Source organism: Agromyces intestinalis (assembly GCF_008365295.1).
GTDB classification, from domain to species: Bacteria; Actinomycetota; Actinomycetes; order Actinomycetales; family Microbacteriaceae; genus Agromyces; species Agromyces intestinalis.
Genome location: NZ_CP043505.1, coordinates 2,202,236 through 2,219,735, shown reverse-complemented (window position 1 = coordinate 2,219,735; position 17,500 = coordinate 2,202,236). Strand labels below are relative to the sequence as shown.

13 protein-coding genes are annotated in these 17,500 nt (G+C 71.9%); 7 read left to right on the top strand and 6 right to left on the bottom strand.

The features are described 5' to 3' along the window. Window positions 1-71: 71 nt before the first annotated feature. The 4 genes from FLP10_RS10140 to FLP10_RS10125 are packed head-to-tail and all read left to right on the top strand — an operon-like array spanning window position 72 to window position 5,381. Window positions 72-1,697 carry an ABC transporter substrate-binding protein gene (locus FLP10_RS10140; RefSeq protein ID WP_168209161.1) on the top strand — a complete coding sequence of 542 codons (1,626 nt, stop codon included), beginning with the start codon at window positions 72-74 and terminating at the stop codon, window positions 1,695-1,697. A gap of 59 nt (window positions 1,698-1,756) precedes the next feature. Beyond that, on the top strand, window positions 1,757-2,791 hold the full coding sequence (locus tag FLP10_RS10135; protein ID WP_210418375.1) for an ABC transporter permease: 1,035 nt from the start codon (window positions 1,757-1,759) through the stop codon (window positions 2,789-2,791). Continuing rightward, entirely contained in the window at window positions 2,788-3,693 is a 906-nt protein-coding gene (locus tag FLP10_RS10130) for an ABC transporter permease (protein ID WP_149160743.1), read from the top strand. Before FLP10_RS10135 ends, FLP10_RS10130 begins: the two co-directional genes overlap by 4 nt. Continuing rightward, complete coding sequence (locus FLP10_RS10125; protein ID WP_149160742.1) at window positions 3,690-5,381, top strand: dipeptide ABC transporter ATP-binding protein; 1,692 nt, start codon at window positions 3,690-3,692, stop codon at window positions 5,379-5,381. Before FLP10_RS10130 ends, FLP10_RS10125 begins: the two co-directional genes overlap by 4 nt. A gap of 125 nt (window positions 5,382-5,506) precedes the next feature. On the opposite strand, the gene FLP10_RS10120 is transcribed toward FLP10_RS10125, so the two are convergent. From FLP10_RS10120 to FLP10_RS17820, 6 genes are all read right to left on the bottom strand, one after another. Beyond that, window positions 5,507-6,439, bottom strand: a complete 933-nt coding sequence (locus FLP10_RS10120) for a nucleoside hydrolase (protein WP_149160741.1) — start codon at window positions 6,437-6,439, stop codon at window positions 5,507-5,509. After that, window positions 6,436-7,446: a ribokinase gene (locus tag FLP10_RS10115; protein WP_149160740.1), complete on the bottom strand. Its 1,011-nt coding sequence runs from the start codon at window positions 7,444-7,446 to the stop codon at window positions 6,436-6,438. Before FLP10_RS10115 ends, FLP10_RS10120 begins: the two co-directional genes overlap by 4 nt. Further along, window positions 7,443-10,832, bottom strand: coding sequence for a hypothetical protein (locus tag FLP10_RS17580; protein ID WP_210418374.1), 3,390 nt, complete (start codon window positions 10,830-10,832; stop codon window positions 7,443-7,445). The genes FLP10_RS10115 and FLP10_RS17580 overlap by 4 nt, the downstream gene beginning before the upstream one ends. Beyond that, window positions 10,832-11,407: an orotate phosphoribosyltransferase gene (gene pyrE / locus FLP10_RS10105; protein WP_246149988.1), complete on the bottom strand. Its 576-nt coding sequence runs from the start codon at window positions 11,405-11,407 to the stop codon at window positions 10,832-10,834. The genes FLP10_RS17580 and pyrE overlap by 1 nt, the downstream gene beginning before the upstream one ends. A gap of 10 nt (window positions 11,408-11,417) precedes the next feature. Then, window positions 11,418-12,788, bottom strand: coding sequence for a threonine/serine exporter family protein (locus FLP10_RS10100; protein ID WP_149160739.1), 1,371 nt, complete (start codon window positions 12,786-12,788; stop codon window positions 11,418-11,420). 266 nt (window positions 12,789-13,054) lie between these two features. Continuing rightward, window positions 13,055-13,177: a hypothetical protein gene (locus FLP10_RS17820; protein WP_281286416.1), complete on the bottom strand. Its 123-nt coding sequence runs from the start codon at window positions 13,175-13,177 to the stop codon at window positions 13,055-13,057. Window positions 13,178-13,327: 150 nt separating this feature from the next. Here FLP10_RS17820 and FLP10_RS10090 point away from each other — a divergent pair, with 150 nt between their 5' ends. The 3 genes from FLP10_RS10090 to FLP10_RS10080 all read left to right on the top strand — a co-directional run bounded on the left by FLP10_RS10090 (window position 13,328) and on the right by FLP10_RS10080 (window position 17,493). Beyond that, complete coding sequence (locus FLP10_RS10090; RefSeq protein WP_149160738.1) at window positions 13,328-14,230, top strand: LysR family transcriptional regulator; 903 nt, start codon at window positions 13,328-13,330, stop codon at window positions 14,228-14,230. 112 nt (window positions 14,231-14,342) lie between these two features. Then, window positions 14,343-15,224: a hypothetical protein gene (locus FLP10_RS10085; RefSeq protein ID WP_149160737.1), complete on the top strand. Its 882-nt coding sequence runs from the start codon at window positions 14,343-14,345 to the stop codon at window positions 15,222-15,224. Between the two features lie 55 nt (window positions 15,225-15,279). Beyond that, complete coding sequence (locus FLP10_RS10080; RefSeq protein ID WP_149160736.1) at window positions 15,280-17,493, top strand: MMPL family transporter; 2,214 nt, start codon at window positions 15,280-15,282, stop codon at window positions 17,491-17,493. Window positions 17,494-17,500: the final 7 nt, after the last annotated feature.

The window sequence follows — 17,500 nt, the reverse complement described above, 5'->3', positions numbered from 1 at the left end:
CGTCGCTCACCCGGGCGGCACCGCCGCGGGGCCCGTCGAAGCAAGGGCCCCATCCGACAAGGAGACATCGCATGGCCAGGTACACCCGACGCGTCGCAGGCGCGGCAATCGCCGCACTCCTCGCCGTGGGGCTCGGCGCCTGCGCGCCCGCTCAGCCCGGCGCAGGCAGCCAGGAGAAGGAGGGCGGCTCGATCGTCTACCTCGACGCCGAACTGTCGTCCAACACCCAGCTGCAGTCGAGTGGCACCTGGCAGGACAGCGCGTACGTGCAGAACATCACCGACCGGCTCATCTATCGCGATCCCGAGACGGGCGAGTTCGAGCCGTGGATCGCCGAGGACTGGACGATCAGCGACGACGGGCTCGTCTACGAGTTCGTCATCCGCGACGGCGTGACCTACAGCGACGGCACGCCGCTCGACGTGGCCAGCGTGAAGCGCAACCTCGAGTGGCAGGCGAACGGAGACGCCGACAAGGGCATCCCTGCGAACAACTGGTTCCCGACGATCGTCTCGATCGATGCCGACGAGGCGACACGAACGGTCACCGTGACCCTCGACCAGCCGTACGCGCCGTTCCTCGCCGTGCTCTCGTTCTGGCGCACGTCGCTCGTCGCCGACGCGACCATCGACGCGAGCCTCGAAGCGCAGTCGCAGATCTCGGGCCTCATCGGCTCGGGCCCGTTCTACGTGAAGAGCGAGACGTACGGCGAAGAGATCGTGCTCGCCAAGCGCGAGGGCTACGACTGGCCGCACCCGGGTTCGGAGCACACCGGTGAGGCGTACCTCGATGAGATCGTCATCATCCCGGTGACCGAGGACAGCGTGCGGCTGGGCACGCTCAAGTCGGGCGAGGCCGACCTCCTGCGCTACGTGCAGCCGAGCGAGGAGCAGCCGCTCGAGGACGCGGGCTTCCAGGTGCTCGGCCTCCAGGGCGCGGGCAACGCGAACATCTGGGATGTCCGTCAGCAGGCGCCGTTCCTCGACGAGCTCGACGTGCGCAAGGCGCTGCAGGTCGGCATCGACCGCGAGCAGATCGTCGACGATCTCTACACCGACCGCTGGAACGCGGCCACGAGCATCGTCTCGCCGACGGCGTTCGGGTACGTCGACCTCTCGGCCAAGCTCGGATACGACCCCGACGAGGCGAACCGGCTCCTCGACGAGGCGGGCTTCACCGGCCGCGACGCCGACGGCTACCGCACGCGCGACGGCGAGACACTTCGCATCCTCACCTTCGTCGATGTCTTCGACAGCACGTCGAAGCCGCTCTTCCAGCTGATCCAGTGGCAGCTCAAGCAGATCGGCGTGAAGCTCGACATCGACGAGACCGACTACGCGAACTACTCCAACGCGCTGAAGGACCCGAACGTGGGCGTGCGCCGCAACGGCTGGCCCGAGGCCGACGCGTGGGTGCGCCAGCGGGTGAACTACAGCTTCACCGGGTCGAACGCATGGTTCTTCTCCGAGGCAGACCCGAAGCTCGAGGAGCTGTACGACAGCCAGCTGCACGCGACCACGCCCGAGCAGCGCGCAGAGATCCTCGCCGAGCTGCAGGAGTACGTCGTCGACCAGGCGTACGCGCTGCCGATCATCGACGACACCCAGGTGTTCGTCCTGCAGCCGCACCTCCACGGGTTCTCGTGGAGCGCGGAAGCACGTCCGTACTTCTACGACGTCTGGACCGAGAAGAAGTGACCGCGGCCCGGCGCCCGTCTCGACGGGCGCCGGGCGCATCCCATCCTGGAAGGAATCCCATGCTCAGCTGGCCCGCCCTGCTTCGCAGACTGGCGCAGTCGGTGTTCGTCGTCGCGGCGACCTACGTGCTCGTCTACTTCGTGCTGTTCCTGCTGCCCGGCGATCCGATCCAGAGCCGAATCGACAACCCGCTCAACCCCATCCCCGAGGATCAGGCCCAGGCGATCCTCGCGTACTACCACCTCGACGCACCGGCCCTCGAGCAGTTCCGGCTCGCCGTCGTCCGGGCAGTGCAGGGCGACTTCGGCTATTCGCTGACGAGCGGCCGGCCGGTCGCCGACCTCATGGCGCAGGGCATCGGCCAGACGGTGACGCTCGCATCCATCGCGCTCGTGTTCGCGGTCGCCCTCGCCCTCGCCGTCGCGCTCGCCGCCGTCTACGCGCCGCTGCGAAGCATCCGCTCGTTCTTCCGCACGCTGCCCGTGGTGATGACCTCCACGCCCGGCTTCCTCGTCGGCCTCCTGCTGCTGCAGATCTTCGCCTATCAACTCGGATGGTTCTCCTCGATTCGCGACGAGGGCTTCAAGTCGCTCATCCTCCCGGCGGTCGCGCTGGCGATCGGCGTCAACGCCCCGATCGCGCAGGTGCTCATCCAGGGGCTGGATCGATCGGCGAAGGAGCCGTTCGTGACGGTGCTGCGCGCCGGCGGCGTATCCGAGCGGTCGATCGCCACCCGTCACGTCCTGAAGAACGCCTCGATCCCCGCGATCACGCTCATCGGGCTCACGGTGGGCGAACTGCTCGCCGGCTCGGTCATCGCCGAGACGATCTTCTCGCGCACCGGGCTCGGGTTCATGACCGAGCAGGCCGTGCGAGCGCAGGACGGCCCCATGGTGCTGGCCGTCGTCATGTTCGTCGCGATCGTCTTCACCCTCGTGAACCTCGCGACCGACCTCGTCTATCCGCTCATCGACCGGCGCATCTCGCTCACGAACGCGAGTGCGGCGCGATCCTCCGCTCGCCAATCGACGTCCGGAAAGTCGAGCGAGTCGACCGAGCAGAGCGACCAGTCTCGAAAGGTGGTGGCCGCATGAGCCTCACCGAGCACAGCCGCACGACCGACGCGCCCGACGCGCCCGACACCCTCGATGCGGGCTCGCCCGCCCCGGCGACGTCCAAGCGGCCCCGACTTAGCGCCATCGGGGTGAGCGACTGGCTCGCCATCGGGTTCCTGACCCTCGTCGCGATCGCGATCGCCGCCCCGTGGATCATCGCACCGGGCGACCCCCTCGGCGCATCGCCCGGCAACACGCTGCTCGCGCCGTCGCTGCAGCACCCCTTCGGCACCGACTACCTCGGTCGCGATCTCTACACCCGCGTGGTGCACGGCGCCGGGCGAACGTTGTTCGCCTCGCTGATCGCCGTCGTCATCGGCCTCGGCGTCGGATCCGTCCTCGGGCTCGTTGCGGCGTACTTCGGTCGCGGCACCGACCTCGTCGTCAGCCGTTTCGTCGACGTCCTGCTCTCGATCCCCGGCCTGCTGCTGTCGATGGTCGTCGTCGTCGCGCTCGGGTTCGGGTCGATCAACGCCGCCATCGCGGTGGGTGTGGCGTCGGTGGCGACGTTCGCCCGGCTCATGCGGTCGGAAGTGCTGCGAGTGCGCTCGCTCGGGTTCGTCGAGGCGGCCCACCACCTCGGCTCCTCCCCGGGCCGGGTACTGCTGCACCACGTGCTGCCGAACTCGTACGGCCCGGTCGTGTCGATGACCGCGATGCAGTTCGGCGGCTCGATCCTCTGGATCGCCGCCCTCAGCTTCCTCGGCTACGGTGCTCCGCCGCCGCTGCCCGAGTGGGGACTGCTCGTGGCCGAGGGCCGCGAGTACATCGCCTCGTCGCCCTGGCTCGTCCTGTTCCCGGGCGCAGTCGTGGCGCTCACCGTCGTGTCCATCAGCCGAGTGAGCGGGCTCATCGGCGCAAGCAGGAGCGTGAACCGATGACCCTGACCACCGACCGGATCGCCGCATCGACGGCGCCGTCGACATCGGCCGGCGGCGATCCGGACCGCGGCGTCCCGGCGCTCGAGTTCGACCGGCTCTCCATCGCCTACGACACCGGCGGGCACGATGCCGCGCGCGTCGTGCACGAGGTGTCGCTGCAGGTGCCCGCCGGCTCCACCGTCGCACTCGTCGGCCAGTCGGGGTCGGGCAAGAGCACGACCGCGCTCGCCGCGGCGGGACTGCTCCCCGCGAACGGACGCATCGAATCGGGCGCGGTGCGCATCTCGGGGCGGGATGTCACGTCTCTCCGGCCTCGCGATTGGAGGACGTTGCGCGGATCGGCGATCGGATACGTGCCGCAGGATCCGCTCGGGTCGCTCGATCCGGTCGAGCGCGTCGGTCGGCGCGTCGCGTTCGCCCTGCGCACCCATGCCCGAGTCCCGCGCGAGCGCGTGCACGCGGCGACGATCGAGTTGCTCGCGAAGGTGGGCATCCGGGACCCCGAACGCGCCGCGCGGGCATTCCCGCACGAGCTGTCGGGCGGGCAACTCCAGCGCGTGCTGATCGCGGCGGCGATCGCCGGCCGCCCGCCGCTGCTCATCGCCGACGAGCCGACGTCCGCGCTCGACGTCACGGTGCAGAAGACGATCCTCGACCTCATCGGCGAGCTGCAGGCCGAGCTCTCGCTCTCGGTGCTCTTCATCACGCACGACCTTGCCCTCGCGGCCGAGCGCGCCGACCGGGTCGTCGTGCTCACCGACGGCCGGGTCGTCGACGACGGCACGACCGCCGAGGTGCTGGGCGCCGCCACCAGCGCGTACACCCGCGAGCTCTTCCGCAACGCCCCGGCGCTCGCGCCCGACAAGTACCAGGTGGAGGTCGGCGCGTCCGACGCAGACGAGCGGGCCACGGCTGCGGAGCCGGTGATCGAGGTCACCGACCTGGTCAAGCGGTTCCCCGGCAGCGAGAGCCCGGCCGTCGACGGCGTCTCGTTCGCCGTGCGCCCCGGCTCGGTGCACGCGCTGGTCGGCGAGTCGGGCTCGGGCAAGACCACCATCGGCCGAGCGATCGCGGGGCTCACGCCGTTCGACTCGGGGCGCATCCGCATCGGCGAGCGCGAGCTCGGCGACCGCGATGCGCGCGGGCCCCGTCACGGGCGTCAGGTGCAGCTCGTCTACCAGAACCCGCTCGCGGCCCTCGACCCGCGGTTCACCGTGCGGCGAAGCATCGAGGAGCCGCTGCGAGTGCACCGGCTCGGTTCGGGGCGTGAGCGATCGCAGCGCCTGGCCGAGCTCCTCGATGCGGTGGCCCTGCCCGCCGCACTGCTCGACCGTCGCCCGCGGGAGCTCTCGGGCGGGCAGCGCCAACGCGTCGCCATCGCACGAGCACTCGCCCTCGAGCCCGAGATCCTGGTGCTCGACGAGCCCACGTCGGCGCTGGACGTGACCGTGCAGGCGCAGATCATCGACCTGCTCATGCGGCTCCGCGATGAGCAGGGCCTCACGTACCTCTTCATCTCGCACGACCTCAGCCTCGTGCGGCAGATCGCCGACGAGGTCGCGGTGCTCGAGCATGGGCGTCTCGTCGAGCAGGGGCCGGCGCAGCGCGTGCTCGCCGCGCCGGAGCATCCCTATACCCGGCGTCTCGTCGACGCGATCCCGAAGCCCGGGGTGATCGCGAACGCCTGAGCGCATCGCGACCGCCTGAGCGCATCGCGACCGCCTGAGCGCGTGTCGGGCGAGGGTCAGGACTCGCCGGTGCTCTGCGGTGACAGCCGCGACCGCGCCTCACCCGTCGCCGCCCGCGTGAGACCTCACCCCAACCGCGCCAACGCCTCCAGCACCGCGTCCCAGAATCGCGGCACGTCGAGTGCGACGGCGACGTTCGCGTTCGGCTCCCGGCGGAGCATCCCGTCGAAGTCGACGCTCGTGGCGCCGGCCGTCTCAGTGCCGGCGAGCTCGATGTCGAGCCGAGTGCGCACGACCTCGACGCTGCCGGGGTCGGCGAGCACGGCGACCGCGACGGGGTCGTGCAGCGGGCCGTCGGGCATGCCGAACACCTCGTCGTTGGTGCGGCAGAAGAAGTCGAGAAGTTCATCGCCGAACGCACCGATGCGGGTGCCGAGCGCGGCGATCCGCGAACGCACCGCATCGGTGACGAGCGCGCGATGCGTGACGTTCAGTCCGACCATCGTGAACGGGATGCCGCTGCGCACGACGAGGGCGAGCGCCTCGGGGTCGACGAGCGCGTTGAACTCGGCGTAGGGGGTTGCGTTGCCGCGTTCGGTCGATCCGCCCATCCAGACGATCTCGCGGATGCGCAGCGCGAGCTCGGGCCGATCGCGCAGCAGCACGGCGACGTTGGTGATCGGGCCGGTCGCGATGATCGCGACGGGTTCGGATGCCGCGGCGAGTGTGTCGGCCATGAGCTCGGTCGCCGTACGCGGGTCGAGCGGCACCGTGGGCTCGGGCAGCTCGGGCCCGCCGAGGCCGTTCGCATCGTGGATCCACTCGGCGGTCTGCAGCACGCGTTCGAGCGGCCCCGATGCGCCGGCCGCGACGGGCACATCGGTGATGCCGGCGACGGTGAGCGCAACGCGTGCGTTGTGCTGCGTGAACTCGAGCGGCGCGTTGCCGCCGACGGTGGTCACCGCGCGCAGGTCGAGCGCCGGATGCCCCGCCGCGAACCACAGGGCGAAGACGTCATCGTGGCCGGGGTCGCAGTCGAGGATGACGGGGAGGCTCATGAGGCCGTCTCGAGGGCGGCTGCGGCGGCGATCACCGCGTCGCGGTCGGCGTAGGAATCGACGGTGCCGCGCTGCTGCACCGCGAGCGCGCCGGCTGCGGTCGCGAATCGCACGGCATCCACGAGCGGATGCCCCGCGGCGAGCGCCGCGGCCAACGTGCCGGTGAACCCGTCGCCGGCACCGGTGCTGTCGACCGGGGTCACATCGAGCGAGGGCTGCGCCCACGCCACGACAGACTCGGCTGCGTCACCGCTGGACTCGAGGTCGCCGCGGGACGCGATGGCGGATGCCTCGGCTGCCACCGCGCCCGCCGCGCCGAGCGTCACGACCACCGAGCACGCCAGCCCGCGAGCGACCGCGGCCGACGCAGCGACGAGCCATCCGTCGAGTTCGCTCTCGTCGTCGTGGACGCCGGGCTCGATGCCGACCGCTCGCGCCTCGTGCTCGTTGACCACCAGCGGGTCGGCCGCGGCGAGGGCCTCGCCTGACACCGCGACGGGGGGCGCGAGATTGAGCACGAACCGGGTGCCGGCCTCTCGCGCGACCGCCGCGAGCCGCTCGATCGTGCCGACCGGGAGCTCGCCCTGCGTGAGCACCGCGGCGGCCGCGGCGATGCGCTCGCGCGCCTCGTCGACGACGGCGGGAGACATCCGCTCATTCGCGCCGCTCGCGACGATGACGGTGTTCTCGCCCGAGTCGGCGACGGTGATGAGCGCGACGCCCGTCGGAGCATCCGGTTCGATGCCGAGCCCATCGACCGCCAGGCCGAAGCCCGCGAGCGTATCGCGCGCCAGGTGGGCGTTGGCGTCATCGCCGACGCGCGCGAGGAGCCCCACCTCGGCACCGAACCGCTGGGCCGCGACCGCCTGGTTGGTGCCCTTGCCGCCGAGCGCGATGCGCAGGCCGTGCGCGGTGATCGTCTCGCCCGGCGCGGGGAACCCGCGCACGTACGCCGTCGAGTCGACGTTGAGCGACCCGACCACGATCACGCGGCCGACCCGACTCATGCCGACGGACCGGGCCCTTGCAGGCTCCCCGTGAGGGGCTCGCCGCTCGTGCGGTTGACGAAGCAGTAGAGGTTGCGCTGCCCCGAGTCCCACTGCTCCTGGGTGACGGGGAACGTACCCTGCACCTGCAGATCGGGCACCGCCGAGGCCGCGGCCTGGTCGATGACGCCCGCCGTCGTGCAGGTCGCGGTGATCTGCCCGGCGATCGCCTCCTCGCCCGGGAACGGCGCAGCCGGATCGGGGTTCACGCTCGCACGGTAGACGAGCTGCGCCGCGTGCGGCTGCGCGCAGTCGACGACGGTGAACTCCTCGGCCCACGGATCGGTGAACGGATCGAGGCACTCGCCGCCGAACAGGGTGTCCCAGGCGTGCGCGCCGGCCGGTTGCGGAGCGGTCGGCTCGGGTGCAACCGTCTCGGTCGGGGTCGCCGATGCCGAGGGCGAGCCGTCGGATGCCCCGCTGATCAGCCGCGTGCCGAGGATGAACAGGCCGACCAGGATGAGCAGCGCCACGAGCCCGCCGGCGATCCACAGCAGCAGGCGAACCGGGCCGCCCGAACCGTTGCGATTGCCGCCGCCGGCGCCGCCGGCACCACCGGAACCCGGTCCGCCGGAGTACCCGCCGCCGGAGCCGCCGGTGCTGCGGCCGCCCGCGCCACCGGGGCCGCCACCGGGGCCGCCACCGTACCCTCCGCCGGGGCCGCCGGAGTAGCCGCCGCCGGGGTAGCCTCCGGCGCCGGCGCCGCCTCCCGGCGCGCCCGCGGGCGGGCCCGGGTACGGCGCACCACCACCGGTCGATGCCGATGCCGATGCCGAGAACCAATCGGCCGGATCGTGCGCCGGCGGTGCGGGATCCCGCGGCGACTGGGCCGCATCGAATCCGGGCCTGTCGTATCCGGGCCTGTCGAATCCGGGCCTGTCGAATCCGGCCGCGTCGAACTCGGCCAGGTCGAGGCGTGCGGTCGGCATCGGCTCGGAGACCGGGTCCGCCACGGGCGCGGTCGACGGCTGGGTCGCCACCGGGGTCGGCTGGTGGAACCGGGGGACGTCGGGCGTGCCGCCCGCGCGCGGGTCGACGAACCCGGGATCGGGCCGCAGACCCCACTGGTAGACGGGCTCGGTCACCTCGGATGGGTACTCGTCGTCGTCGTCGACGTCGTCGCGCTCCTCGCGGCGGCGCTGCAACCAACCCCGAAGCCCTCGGGGCTCATCCGACTCCGAGCCCTCGTCGGGCATGACGAAGTCGGTGCGGGCGTACTCACCGGTCGCGGTCAGCGCATCGAAGCCGAGCGCCGACAACCCGTCGAACGATCCGGTGGCGGTCAGCGGCTCGCGAGGCGACGGGTCGTCCAGCGCAGGCGGCGCGGCACCGAAGCCGGCGCCCCAAGCGGGGGCCCCGGCTGCCGGGAGAGTGGTGGCTCCGCCGCCGGTCAGCGCAGCCAACACGTCGTCGACCGGCTCGGGCGGGCCGAATTGCGATCCCGTGAGCGGTTCCCGCGCTGGGGCCGATGGGAAGGGCTCGCGGTCGAGCCCGGGATGCTCTGCACCGAGCGTCCAGCCGGATGCCGCGGCAGCCGCCTGGCCGTCGCTCGGCCCCCGGACCTCGAGGAACGGAAACCCGCCGTCGCCCGCCGCGTTCGCCTCGGGCTCGTCATGCTGCGGCCAGGCTTGCGGGGCGTCGCGCCACGGTTGCTCGGCCGGATGCTGCTGCTCCCATGCCTGCGGCTGCGATTCCTGGTTCCACGCCTGCGGTTCTGGCGCATGCGCGACCTGATCCCAGGCCTGCGGCGGCGCCGACTCGTTCCAGGTCTGCTGCTGGGGTTCCGGCTCCCAGTTCTGCTGTTGGGTTTCCGGCTCCCAGTTCTGCTGTTGGGTTTCCGGCTCCCAGGTCTGCTGCGGCGCGACCTGATCCCAGGTCTGCGGCTGGGCGACCTGTTCCCAGGTCTGCTGCTGGGGTTCCTGAGTCCAGGCCTGCGGCTGGGCGACCTGTTCCCAGGTCTGCTGCTGGGGTTCCTGAGTCCAGGCCTGCGGCTGGGCCGGCTCGTTCCACGACTGCGGCTGCTCGACCGGGTCATTCCAGCTCTGCGGCTGCTCGACCGGCTCATTCCAGCTCTGCGGCTGCGACCAGTCCTGCGTTTGCTGCGACCAGTCCTGCTGCTGGGCGGCGGGCTGCTCCCAGGGGGTTGCCGACTGCTGCCCCCACTCGGGCTCCTCAGCGTGCGGCTGCTGCTGGGGCTGCTGGGGCGCCCACTGCTGCGGCTGCTCCCACGGCTGGGCGACCGGCTGACCCCACGCGTCGGGCTGTTCGGAGGCGGCCGGCGACGGGGCGACGGGTTCGGGCGACCACTGGTTCGCGGGTGCCTGAGGCTCGGGTTCGGTCAGGGCCGACCAGAGCTCGGCGCTGTAGTCGTGTGCGGGCCGCGCACCCTCAGGAGGAAGCGGGGTGAACGAGCTGCGCGCCACGGGTGGCGGGGTGAAGCCCGCGAACGGGTCGGCCGCCTCCGAATCCGGCTCGGTCTGCTGAGCCGGCGCAGCGGGCTCGGACCTCGTCGGCTCGGGCTGCCACGCCGCAGGCGGCGCAACCGGCTCGGGCTGCCACGGCGCAGGCGGCGCCGCCGGCTCGGGCTGCCACGCTGCGGGCTCGGGCTGCCACGGCGCAGGCGGCGCCGCGGGCTCGGGCTGCCACGCCGCAGGCGGCGCAACGGGCTCGGGTTGCCACGCCGCGGGCGGCGCAACCGGCTCGGGCTGCCACGGCGCAGGCGGCGCCGCGGGCTCGGAGGGCGCGACCGTCTGCGGCGCAGCGACGGAATCGGGATCCGCGAGCCGGCGGAAGGCGGCACGGAGGCCGTCCTCGGTGGCGAGGTCGGGACGCCGCTCGGGTTCGCCCCACGTGAGGGCATACGGTGCCGTCGGAGTCGCGGGCCCGGGTGCGGGTGGCGCGCCCCACGAAGCATCCGGCCCGGGCGCTGCAGGTGGTGCGACCGGCGGCACTGTGCCGCCGTGGAACGGCGCGCCCGAGGACGGCACCGAGAACTGCCGAGTGATCGGTTCGGGCTCGGTGCTGGCCGGCTCGGGACGACCGACGGGCTCGGCGAGTGAGAACCAGTCGGCCTGCTCGCCCCGGGTCGACGCCGGAGCCGGCGGCGACGCCGGAGCCTGCGGTGCCGGCTCAGGAGCGGGAACGCGAGGCGCGCCGGGATACCCCGCGTCGGGGTACGACGGCGTGCGACCCGCATCGGGATACGACGGATACGTCGCGGGCTGAGTCGGCGCCGCCGGCGGAGCCTGCGGCGCCCGTGGTGCTCCGTTCGCGAGATCGCGCAGGAGCCATTCGGCGCCCCGAAGGTCGAGCGGGTCTCCGCCGGGCACCGGTTCGTGGCGCGCCATCAGGCCAGCCCCAGGTCGGCCAGGCCGATCGCGTACAGGTAGGGGACGCCTGCGGCCTCGATGACCTCTCGCGCCCCCGTATCCCGGTCGACCACGACTGCGACCGCGACGACCTCGGCGCCGACCTTGCGCAGCGCCTCGACGGCCTTCAACGGCGAGCCGCCCGTGGTCGACGTGTCCTCGAGCACGATGACGCGCTTGCCCTCGAGATCGGGGCCTTCGACCTGCTTGCCGCGGCCGTGGTCCTTCGGCTCCTTGCGCACGACGAACGCGTCGTACGCGAGCCCCCGCGCAGCGCCCTGGTGCAGGATGGCCGCGGCGATCGGGTCGGCGCCCATGGTCATGCCGCCCACCGCGACGACGTCGGGAACTTCGGCGATGAGGTCGATCATGACCTGCCCGATGAGCGGCGCGACCCGATGGTCGAGACTCACCTTGCGCAGGTCGACGTAGTAGGTCGCCTTCTTGCCGCTGGTCAGCGTGAAGTCTCCGTGGAAGACCGCCTCGGCGGAGATGTGGTCGATGAGCCGGCGGCGCACGTCGACGGCCTCGGGCGAGGGCTCTGCTGAAGTCACGGGTGAGAGTTTACGTGCCGTCGGCCTTCGAGGAAGGGGGGAGTTCTCCGTGAGGACGCCCCCAGAACGAGCGCGGCGTGCCCGGGACGAAGCGCGCCCAGAGCGGCGGACGCTCGCTCTCGTGCAGTGCGGGCACGTCGACATGGAAGTTCGCCACTTCCTCGGCGCCGTGCCTCGCGAACCGGAACACCGCGGTTCCGACGAGCACGCCGATCGCGATCGACATGATCGACACCAGCGCGCCGACGAAGTCGTCGGTCGCCCCGTTCGGGCTCTGGATCGCCTCGGTGAGCCCCACCAGCCCGGCCGCCCCCGGCACGAGCAGCCAGAATGCCGGCAGGAACGTGAGCTGCGAGGGCGCGCCGTGCTTGAGACCCGCGATCCACAGGACCACCGGCGCGACCACGAACCCGCCGATGAAGCCGTTCACGCTCTGTCCGGCGATCAGTTCGCCGACCGTCTGCCCGAAGTACGCGACGATGATGACGAGGAACACCCACCAGAACGTGCGCGCGGGTGCGCCGAAATGCAGGAAGTTTCCGACCGCGAAGCAGATCAACCCCAGAGGGGCCGCCCACCAGGGGAACGACTCGGTGGTGACCAGCGGTACGTAGCTCGATGAGCCCACGCCGATCAGCGTGCCCGCCGCGATGATGCCGAACGAGAGCAGCCCGAGCGTCACCATGCCCATCACCAGCCGGGACGCACCCGCAACCATCTGCCCGGCGGCGAGTTCCATGACGGCGGTGGTGAGCGCCCCGCCCGGAAGGAAGGTCGCCAGCGGCGCGATCATGAGTCGGATCGGGTCGCCGAGCTCGATCACCGGCGCGATGAGGAACACGGCGAGCGCCGACACGAACGCCGCGACCACCGGGAACACGAGCTGCAGGGTGGGCGAGCGGATCAGCTTCGCGAACCCGAGCACCGTCCCGAGGCCGAACGCGACCAGCGCGCCCTGCCAGGTCGGCGCGAGCAGCAGCGCGAGCCCGGTCGTGAGCACCGCGTGCCCGAACACGCGCGAGATCCAGTGGCGCTGCATCTTCATCGCGCCGATCTCGTTCAGCCGGTCGATGCCCGCGCGGGGGTCGATCGCCGCCTGCTTCGCCTGCTCGATCAGCTCGTAGAGCGCGGCGATCTGGTCGAAGCGGAACTTCGCGCGCGACGACGACCGGAAGCCGATCTTCGAGCTCTCGCCGCCGCCGGTCTCGACGAGGGTCAGCGTGGGCAGCACGAAGAAGTCGACCTCGTCGTGGCCGTACGCGCGCGCCACCTGGCTCATCGTGTCGCCGACCCGGTCGACGCCGTCCTCGGCCGCGAGCATGCCCTCCGCCAGCCCCAGTAGGAAGCGGCGGAGCGCGGTGTCCTCGCTCAGCTCGGCCATCGACCGATCACACGATGAAGAGTCACAGGATCACCCCGATCGCCTCGCCGGCCCGGTCGCGATCACGTCCACCATCGCCACCCCCCGTGTCGGTGATCCCATTGGGTCAACCTAGCGCTGAGATCGCGATGGTGTCGAGGATGCCGCGGAGCGCGACGCGGCATCGCCCGCGCGGTTCGGACAGATGCGAAGAGCCGCATCGCGAGGTGTCCCTCTCTCGCGCTGCGGCTCTTCGTTGCGGGGGTTTGAGCCCCCGGTCGCACGGCCTAGACGGTGCGTGCGAACGTCTCCCTCGGCTGGCGGCGGTAGCCGTCACGCGCGGTGACGACGAACGATCCGATGACACCGGCAACGCTCAATGCGCCCAGGAGGAGAAGTGCGATGGTCACGGCCGAGTCCTTTCGAGGTGAGGTGGCTTCCGCAAGTACGCGGAGACACCGTCCCAGAGTGGTCCGCGTCCGCTTCGACTCTTCTATTGTGACCGCCGCAACCATTCAGCACAAGCTCACAATACTTCAACAACACTGTAGTCTTGCTACATGGATGTGAAGCGTCTCGACCTCCTTCGCGAACTCGCCGAACGCGGCAGTGTGACGGCCGTCGCCGATGCGACCGGCCGCACTCCGTCGGCAGTGTCGCAGCAGCTCAAGGTGCTCGAGCGCGAGGCCGGCATGCCCCTCACGCAACGCGAGGGCCGTGGCATCGCGCTCACCAGTGCCGGGCACGCGCTGGCGCGCAGCGCGACCGAGGTCGCCGTCGCGATCCAGCGCGCCGAAGCCCTGTGGGACGACTTCCGCAACCACCCGAGCGGCGAGGTCACCCTGCTCACGTTCCCCACGATCGGCGCCACCCTGCTGCCGGGCGTGCTCACCGATCTCGCCAGCGTCGCGGGGCTCGTCGTGCACGCCACCGACCTCGACCCCGAGCTCGACGAGTACGCCGACCTCACGAACGACCACGACATCGTGCTCGCCCACGCCATGCCCGGTGACCTGCCGTGGGGCGGCCGCGGGCTGAACGCCGTGCCGCTGCTCACCGAGCCTCTCGACGTGGGCCTGCCCGCCGATCACCGGCTCGCCGGCCGCTCGCACGTCACCGCCGACGACGTGGTCGACGAGACCTGGCTCGGCGTGCCGCCGGGGTTCCCGTTCGAGCGCATCCTGCACGCGATCGAGCAGCAGGCGGGCGGGCGCATCGAGGTGTCGCAGCGCATCAGCGACATGCGCATCATCGAGGCCCTCGTCGAGGCCGGGCTCGGCATCGCGTTGGTCCCCCGGTACACCTCGGGCCCCGTGCCGCCCGGCATCGTGCTGAAGCCGCTGCGCGGCGTGGCATCCGCTCGTCGCATCGTCGCGCTCACCCGACCCGACGTCGCCGAACGGCTCGCCGTGCGCACCGTGCTCGACGTGCTCGTCTCGCGCGCGGCGCGTTTGGGCGAATAGCCGCCCGGCCCGCACAGCCGCCCGGCCCGCCTTGCGTGGCGGGAGCACATTCGACGGGAGCGCAGCGACTCACAGGGGTGCGGCGGAACCGGCGAACGACGAGAATGGGCAGATGGCAGGCAGGTCGCGAGGCAAGCGGCTCGCGGGGGTGGCGGTCGCCGCTGCCGCGGTGGTCGCGCTGCTCACCGGCGCGGCGTGGGTAGGCAGCCAGGCGATCGACCTCGCGAACGCCCGCGGCGAACTGGATGCCTCGCGGCAGGCGCTCGACCTCGCGATCGACCGGTTGGATGCCTCGCTCGATGACGCTCGCACAGCCGACGCCGACGGACGCGCCGCGCTCGACGAGTCATCCGGTCGCACGCTCGACGAGGTCGCGCGCGACGCGCTGTCGACAGCACTCGCCGAACTCGACACGGTGAGCGCCGACGCCGAGCAGACGCTCGCCGAGGCATCCGCACTGCTCGCCGGCGCGACCGACCTCGACGACTCCCTCAGCCCCGACGACGTTCGGGCGACCGCCGGGGCCCTCGGCGAGGCATCCGACTCGATGACCGCGCTCGACGCCGATCTCGCTGACGCGACCGACGGCGCACGCGCGGCGACCGCCGCGGTGCGCGACGCCGTCGCCGCGCACGACGCCTGGCTCGAGCAGATGCGCGCGGGCGCCTACCGCGAGCACGTGTGGGCCGCCGGCTGGACCCCCGAACTCGACGCCTGCCAGGGCTCGGTCGACCTGACCGCCGCCTACGGGCTCCCCGCGATCGCCGAGCACTGGTCGTGCACCGGCAAGGAGTTCCCGCGCGAAGCGGGCGCGTTCGTCGTGCTCGACGGAGTGCTGGCCGGAACGTACCGAGTCGACGGCATCGCCGCGATGCTCGACCAGACGACCGACACCGTCGCCGACCTGCCGCAGGGCCACGACCTGCTCTACCAGACCTGCATCGACGGCAACTCGCGCACGATGGCGATGGTCGCGCTGACCCGGGTCGACTGAGCATCCGCCACGCAACGGGTGGCGCGAAGCATCCGCCGACCGCCAGCATGGGCGCATGAGAACGCTGCGCGTGGTGCTGCCCGCCGTCGTCATCCTCGCGTGGCTGACCCTCGCCGCCGTCGGCGGGCCGTTCTTCGGGCGCATCTCGGAGGTCGCGTCGAACGACCAGTCGACCTACCTGCCGCGCAGCGCCGAGGCGACGCAGGTGAGCGAGCTGCGCGACGACTTCCTCGGCGAGGCGACCGGGCGCCCCGCCATCGTCGTCGTCGAGCGCGACGGCGGCCTCACCGACGACGACCTCGCGTGGACCCAGGACCTCGCGGACCGGCTCGCCGACCTCGACGGCGTCGACCAGGTGAGCCCGCCCATCCCGTCGGACGACGGCGAGGCGGCCGAGCTCGTCGCCTCCACCTCGGGCGAGGTCGACGAGACGGTCGCGGCGATGCGCGAGGCATCCGACGACGACCGACCCGAGGGGCTGGGCGTCTGGGTGACCGGCCCGGCCGGGTTCACCGCCGACCTCGTCGAGGCGTTCGCCGGCATCGACGGGTTCCTGCTCGTCGTCGCGTTCTCGGCCGTGTTCCTCATCCTGCTCGTGGTCTACCGGTCGCCGCTGCTGCCGATCGTCGTGCTCGCGACCGCGCTCATCGCGCTCACCGGCGCGATCGTCGCCGTCTGGTGGCTCGCGAAGGTCGGTGCGATCGACGTGAACAGCCAGGTGCAGGGCATCCTGTTCATCCTCGTGATCGGTGCCGCGACCGACTACTCGCTCCTCTACATCGCGCGCTACCGCGAGGCGCTGCGCGACCACGAGTCCAGGTGGGATGCCACGCGGCTCGCGCTGCGCCGATCGGTCGCGCCCATCGTGGCCTCGGGCGGAACCGTCATGGCGGGCCTGCTCTGCATGCTGCTCAGCGAGCTGAACTCGAACCGCGCGCTCGGGCCGGTCGCCGCGGTCGGCATCGTCTTCGCCCTGGCGGCCACCCTCACCTTGCTGCCCGCGACCATGCTCGCGATCGGGAGGGCCGCGTTCTGGCCGCGACGCCCGAAGTACGGCGACCCGCAGCCCGACTTCACCGCGCCCGACGCGAAGGGATTCTGGCCGGGAGTCGCCCGACTCGTCTCGCGACACGCACGTGCGGTCTGGCTCGTCACGACCGGTGCGCTCCTGGCGGCCGGACTCGGCATCGTCGTGCTCGACGCCGACGGAGTGCCGCAGAGCGACGTGATCCTCGGGCAGAGCGACGGCCGCGACGGGCAGCGGGTGATCGGCGAGCACTTCCCTGCGGGTGCCGGAAGCCCGGCGCTCGTCGTCGGCGCCGACGACGACCTCACCGCGCTCGCCGATGCGGCACGCGACGTCGAGGGCGTCTCGGACGTGGTCGCCGTGTCGTCGAACTCGCCCACCGGCACGATGCCCGCAGGCACCGACGCGCCACCGTTCCCCATCCCGACGCTCGTTCCTCTCGAACCGACCGTCGTCGACGGGCAGGTCATGCTGCAGGCCACGCTCGAGGACGCACCCGACTCGGATGCCGCGGAGCAGGCGGTGCTCGACCTGCGCGACGCCGTGCGGGCGATCGACCCCGACGCCCTCGTCGGCGGGTACACCGCGACGATGCTCGACTCCGACGCGGCGTCGATCCACGACCGCACGGTCATCATTCCGCTGGTGCTCGCGGTGATCCTCGTCATCCTGATGCTGCTGCTCCGGTCGATCCTCGCGCCGATCCTGCTCGTGGCGAGCGTGATCGTGTCGTTCGCGGCGGCGCTCGGCGTGGCGTCGCTGGTGTTCCTCGCGTTCGGCTCGCCCGGCGCCGACCCGGCGGTGCCGCTCTACGGGTTCGTGTTCCTCGTCGCGCTCGGCATCGACTACAACATCTTCCTCATGACGCGCGTGCGCGAGGAGGCGGCGCACCTCGGCACCCGGCCCGGCATCCTGCGCGGGCTCACCGTCACCGGCGGCGTCATCACGAGCGCCGGCATCGTGCTCGCGGCGACGTTCGCGGCGCTCGCCGTGATCCCCGTGCTGTTCCTCGTGCAGATCGCGTTCATCGTCGCGTTCGGGGTGCTGCTCGACACACTCGTCGTGCGTTCGCTGCTCATCCCGGCCCTGTCGTACGACATCGGACCGGCGATCTGGTGGCCGTCGAAGCTGTGGCGCGACGAGCGGGCGGGGCGCGGCGGTGCGGATGCCCCGCAGCACTCTCACGGCCGAGACGCCGCCCACGGCCGGCACGCCTCCGAGGCATCCGACCCGCTCGTCTAGGCTCGTC

Bases quoted from the DNA above. Each gene is read 5' to 3' on its own strand.
- FLP10_RS10140 (WP_168209161.1), top strand. From the start codon at position 72: ATGGCCAGGTACACCCGACGCGTCGCAGGCGCGGCAATCGCCGCACTC.
- FLP10_RS10135 (WP_210418375.1), top strand. From the start codon at position 1,757: ATGCTCAGCTGGCCCGCCCTGCTTCGCAGACTGGCGCAGTCGGTGTTC.
- FLP10_RS10080 (WP_149160736.1), top strand. From the start codon at position 15,280: ATGAGAACGCTGCGCGTGGTGCTGCCCGCCGTCGTCATCCTCGCGTGG.
- FLP10_RS10125 (WP_149160742.1), top strand. From the start codon at position 3,690: ATGACCCTGACCACCGACCGGATCGCCGCATCGACGGCGCCGTCGACA.
- FLP10_RS10085 (WP_149160737.1), top strand. From the start codon at position 14,343: ATGGCAGGCAGGTCGCGAGGCAAGCGGCTCGCGGGGGTGGCGGTCGCC.
- FLP10_RS10100 (WP_149160739.1), bottom strand. From the start codon at position 12,788: ATGGCCGAGCTGAGCGAGGACACCGCGCTCCGCCGCTTCCTACTGGGG.
- FLP10_RS10120 (WP_149160741.1), bottom strand. From the start codon at position 6,439: ATGAGCCTCCCCGTCATCCTCGACTGCGACCCCGGCCACGATGACGTC.
- FLP10_RS10115 (WP_149160740.1), bottom strand. From the start codon at position 7,446: ATGAGTCGGGTCGGCCGCGTGATCGTGGTCGGGTCGCTCAACGTCGAC.
- FLP10_RS10090 (WP_149160738.1), top strand. From the start codon at position 13,328: ATGGATGTGAAGCGTCTCGACCTCCTTCGCGAACTCGCCGAACGCGGC.
- FLP10_RS10130 (WP_149160743.1), top strand. From the start codon at position 2,788: ATGAGCCTCACCGAGCACAGCCGCACGACCGACGCGCCCGACGCGCCC.
- FLP10_RS17580 (WP_210418374.1), bottom strand. From the start codon at position 10,832: ATGGCGCGCCACGAACCGGTGCCCGGCGGAGACCCGCTCGACCTTCGG.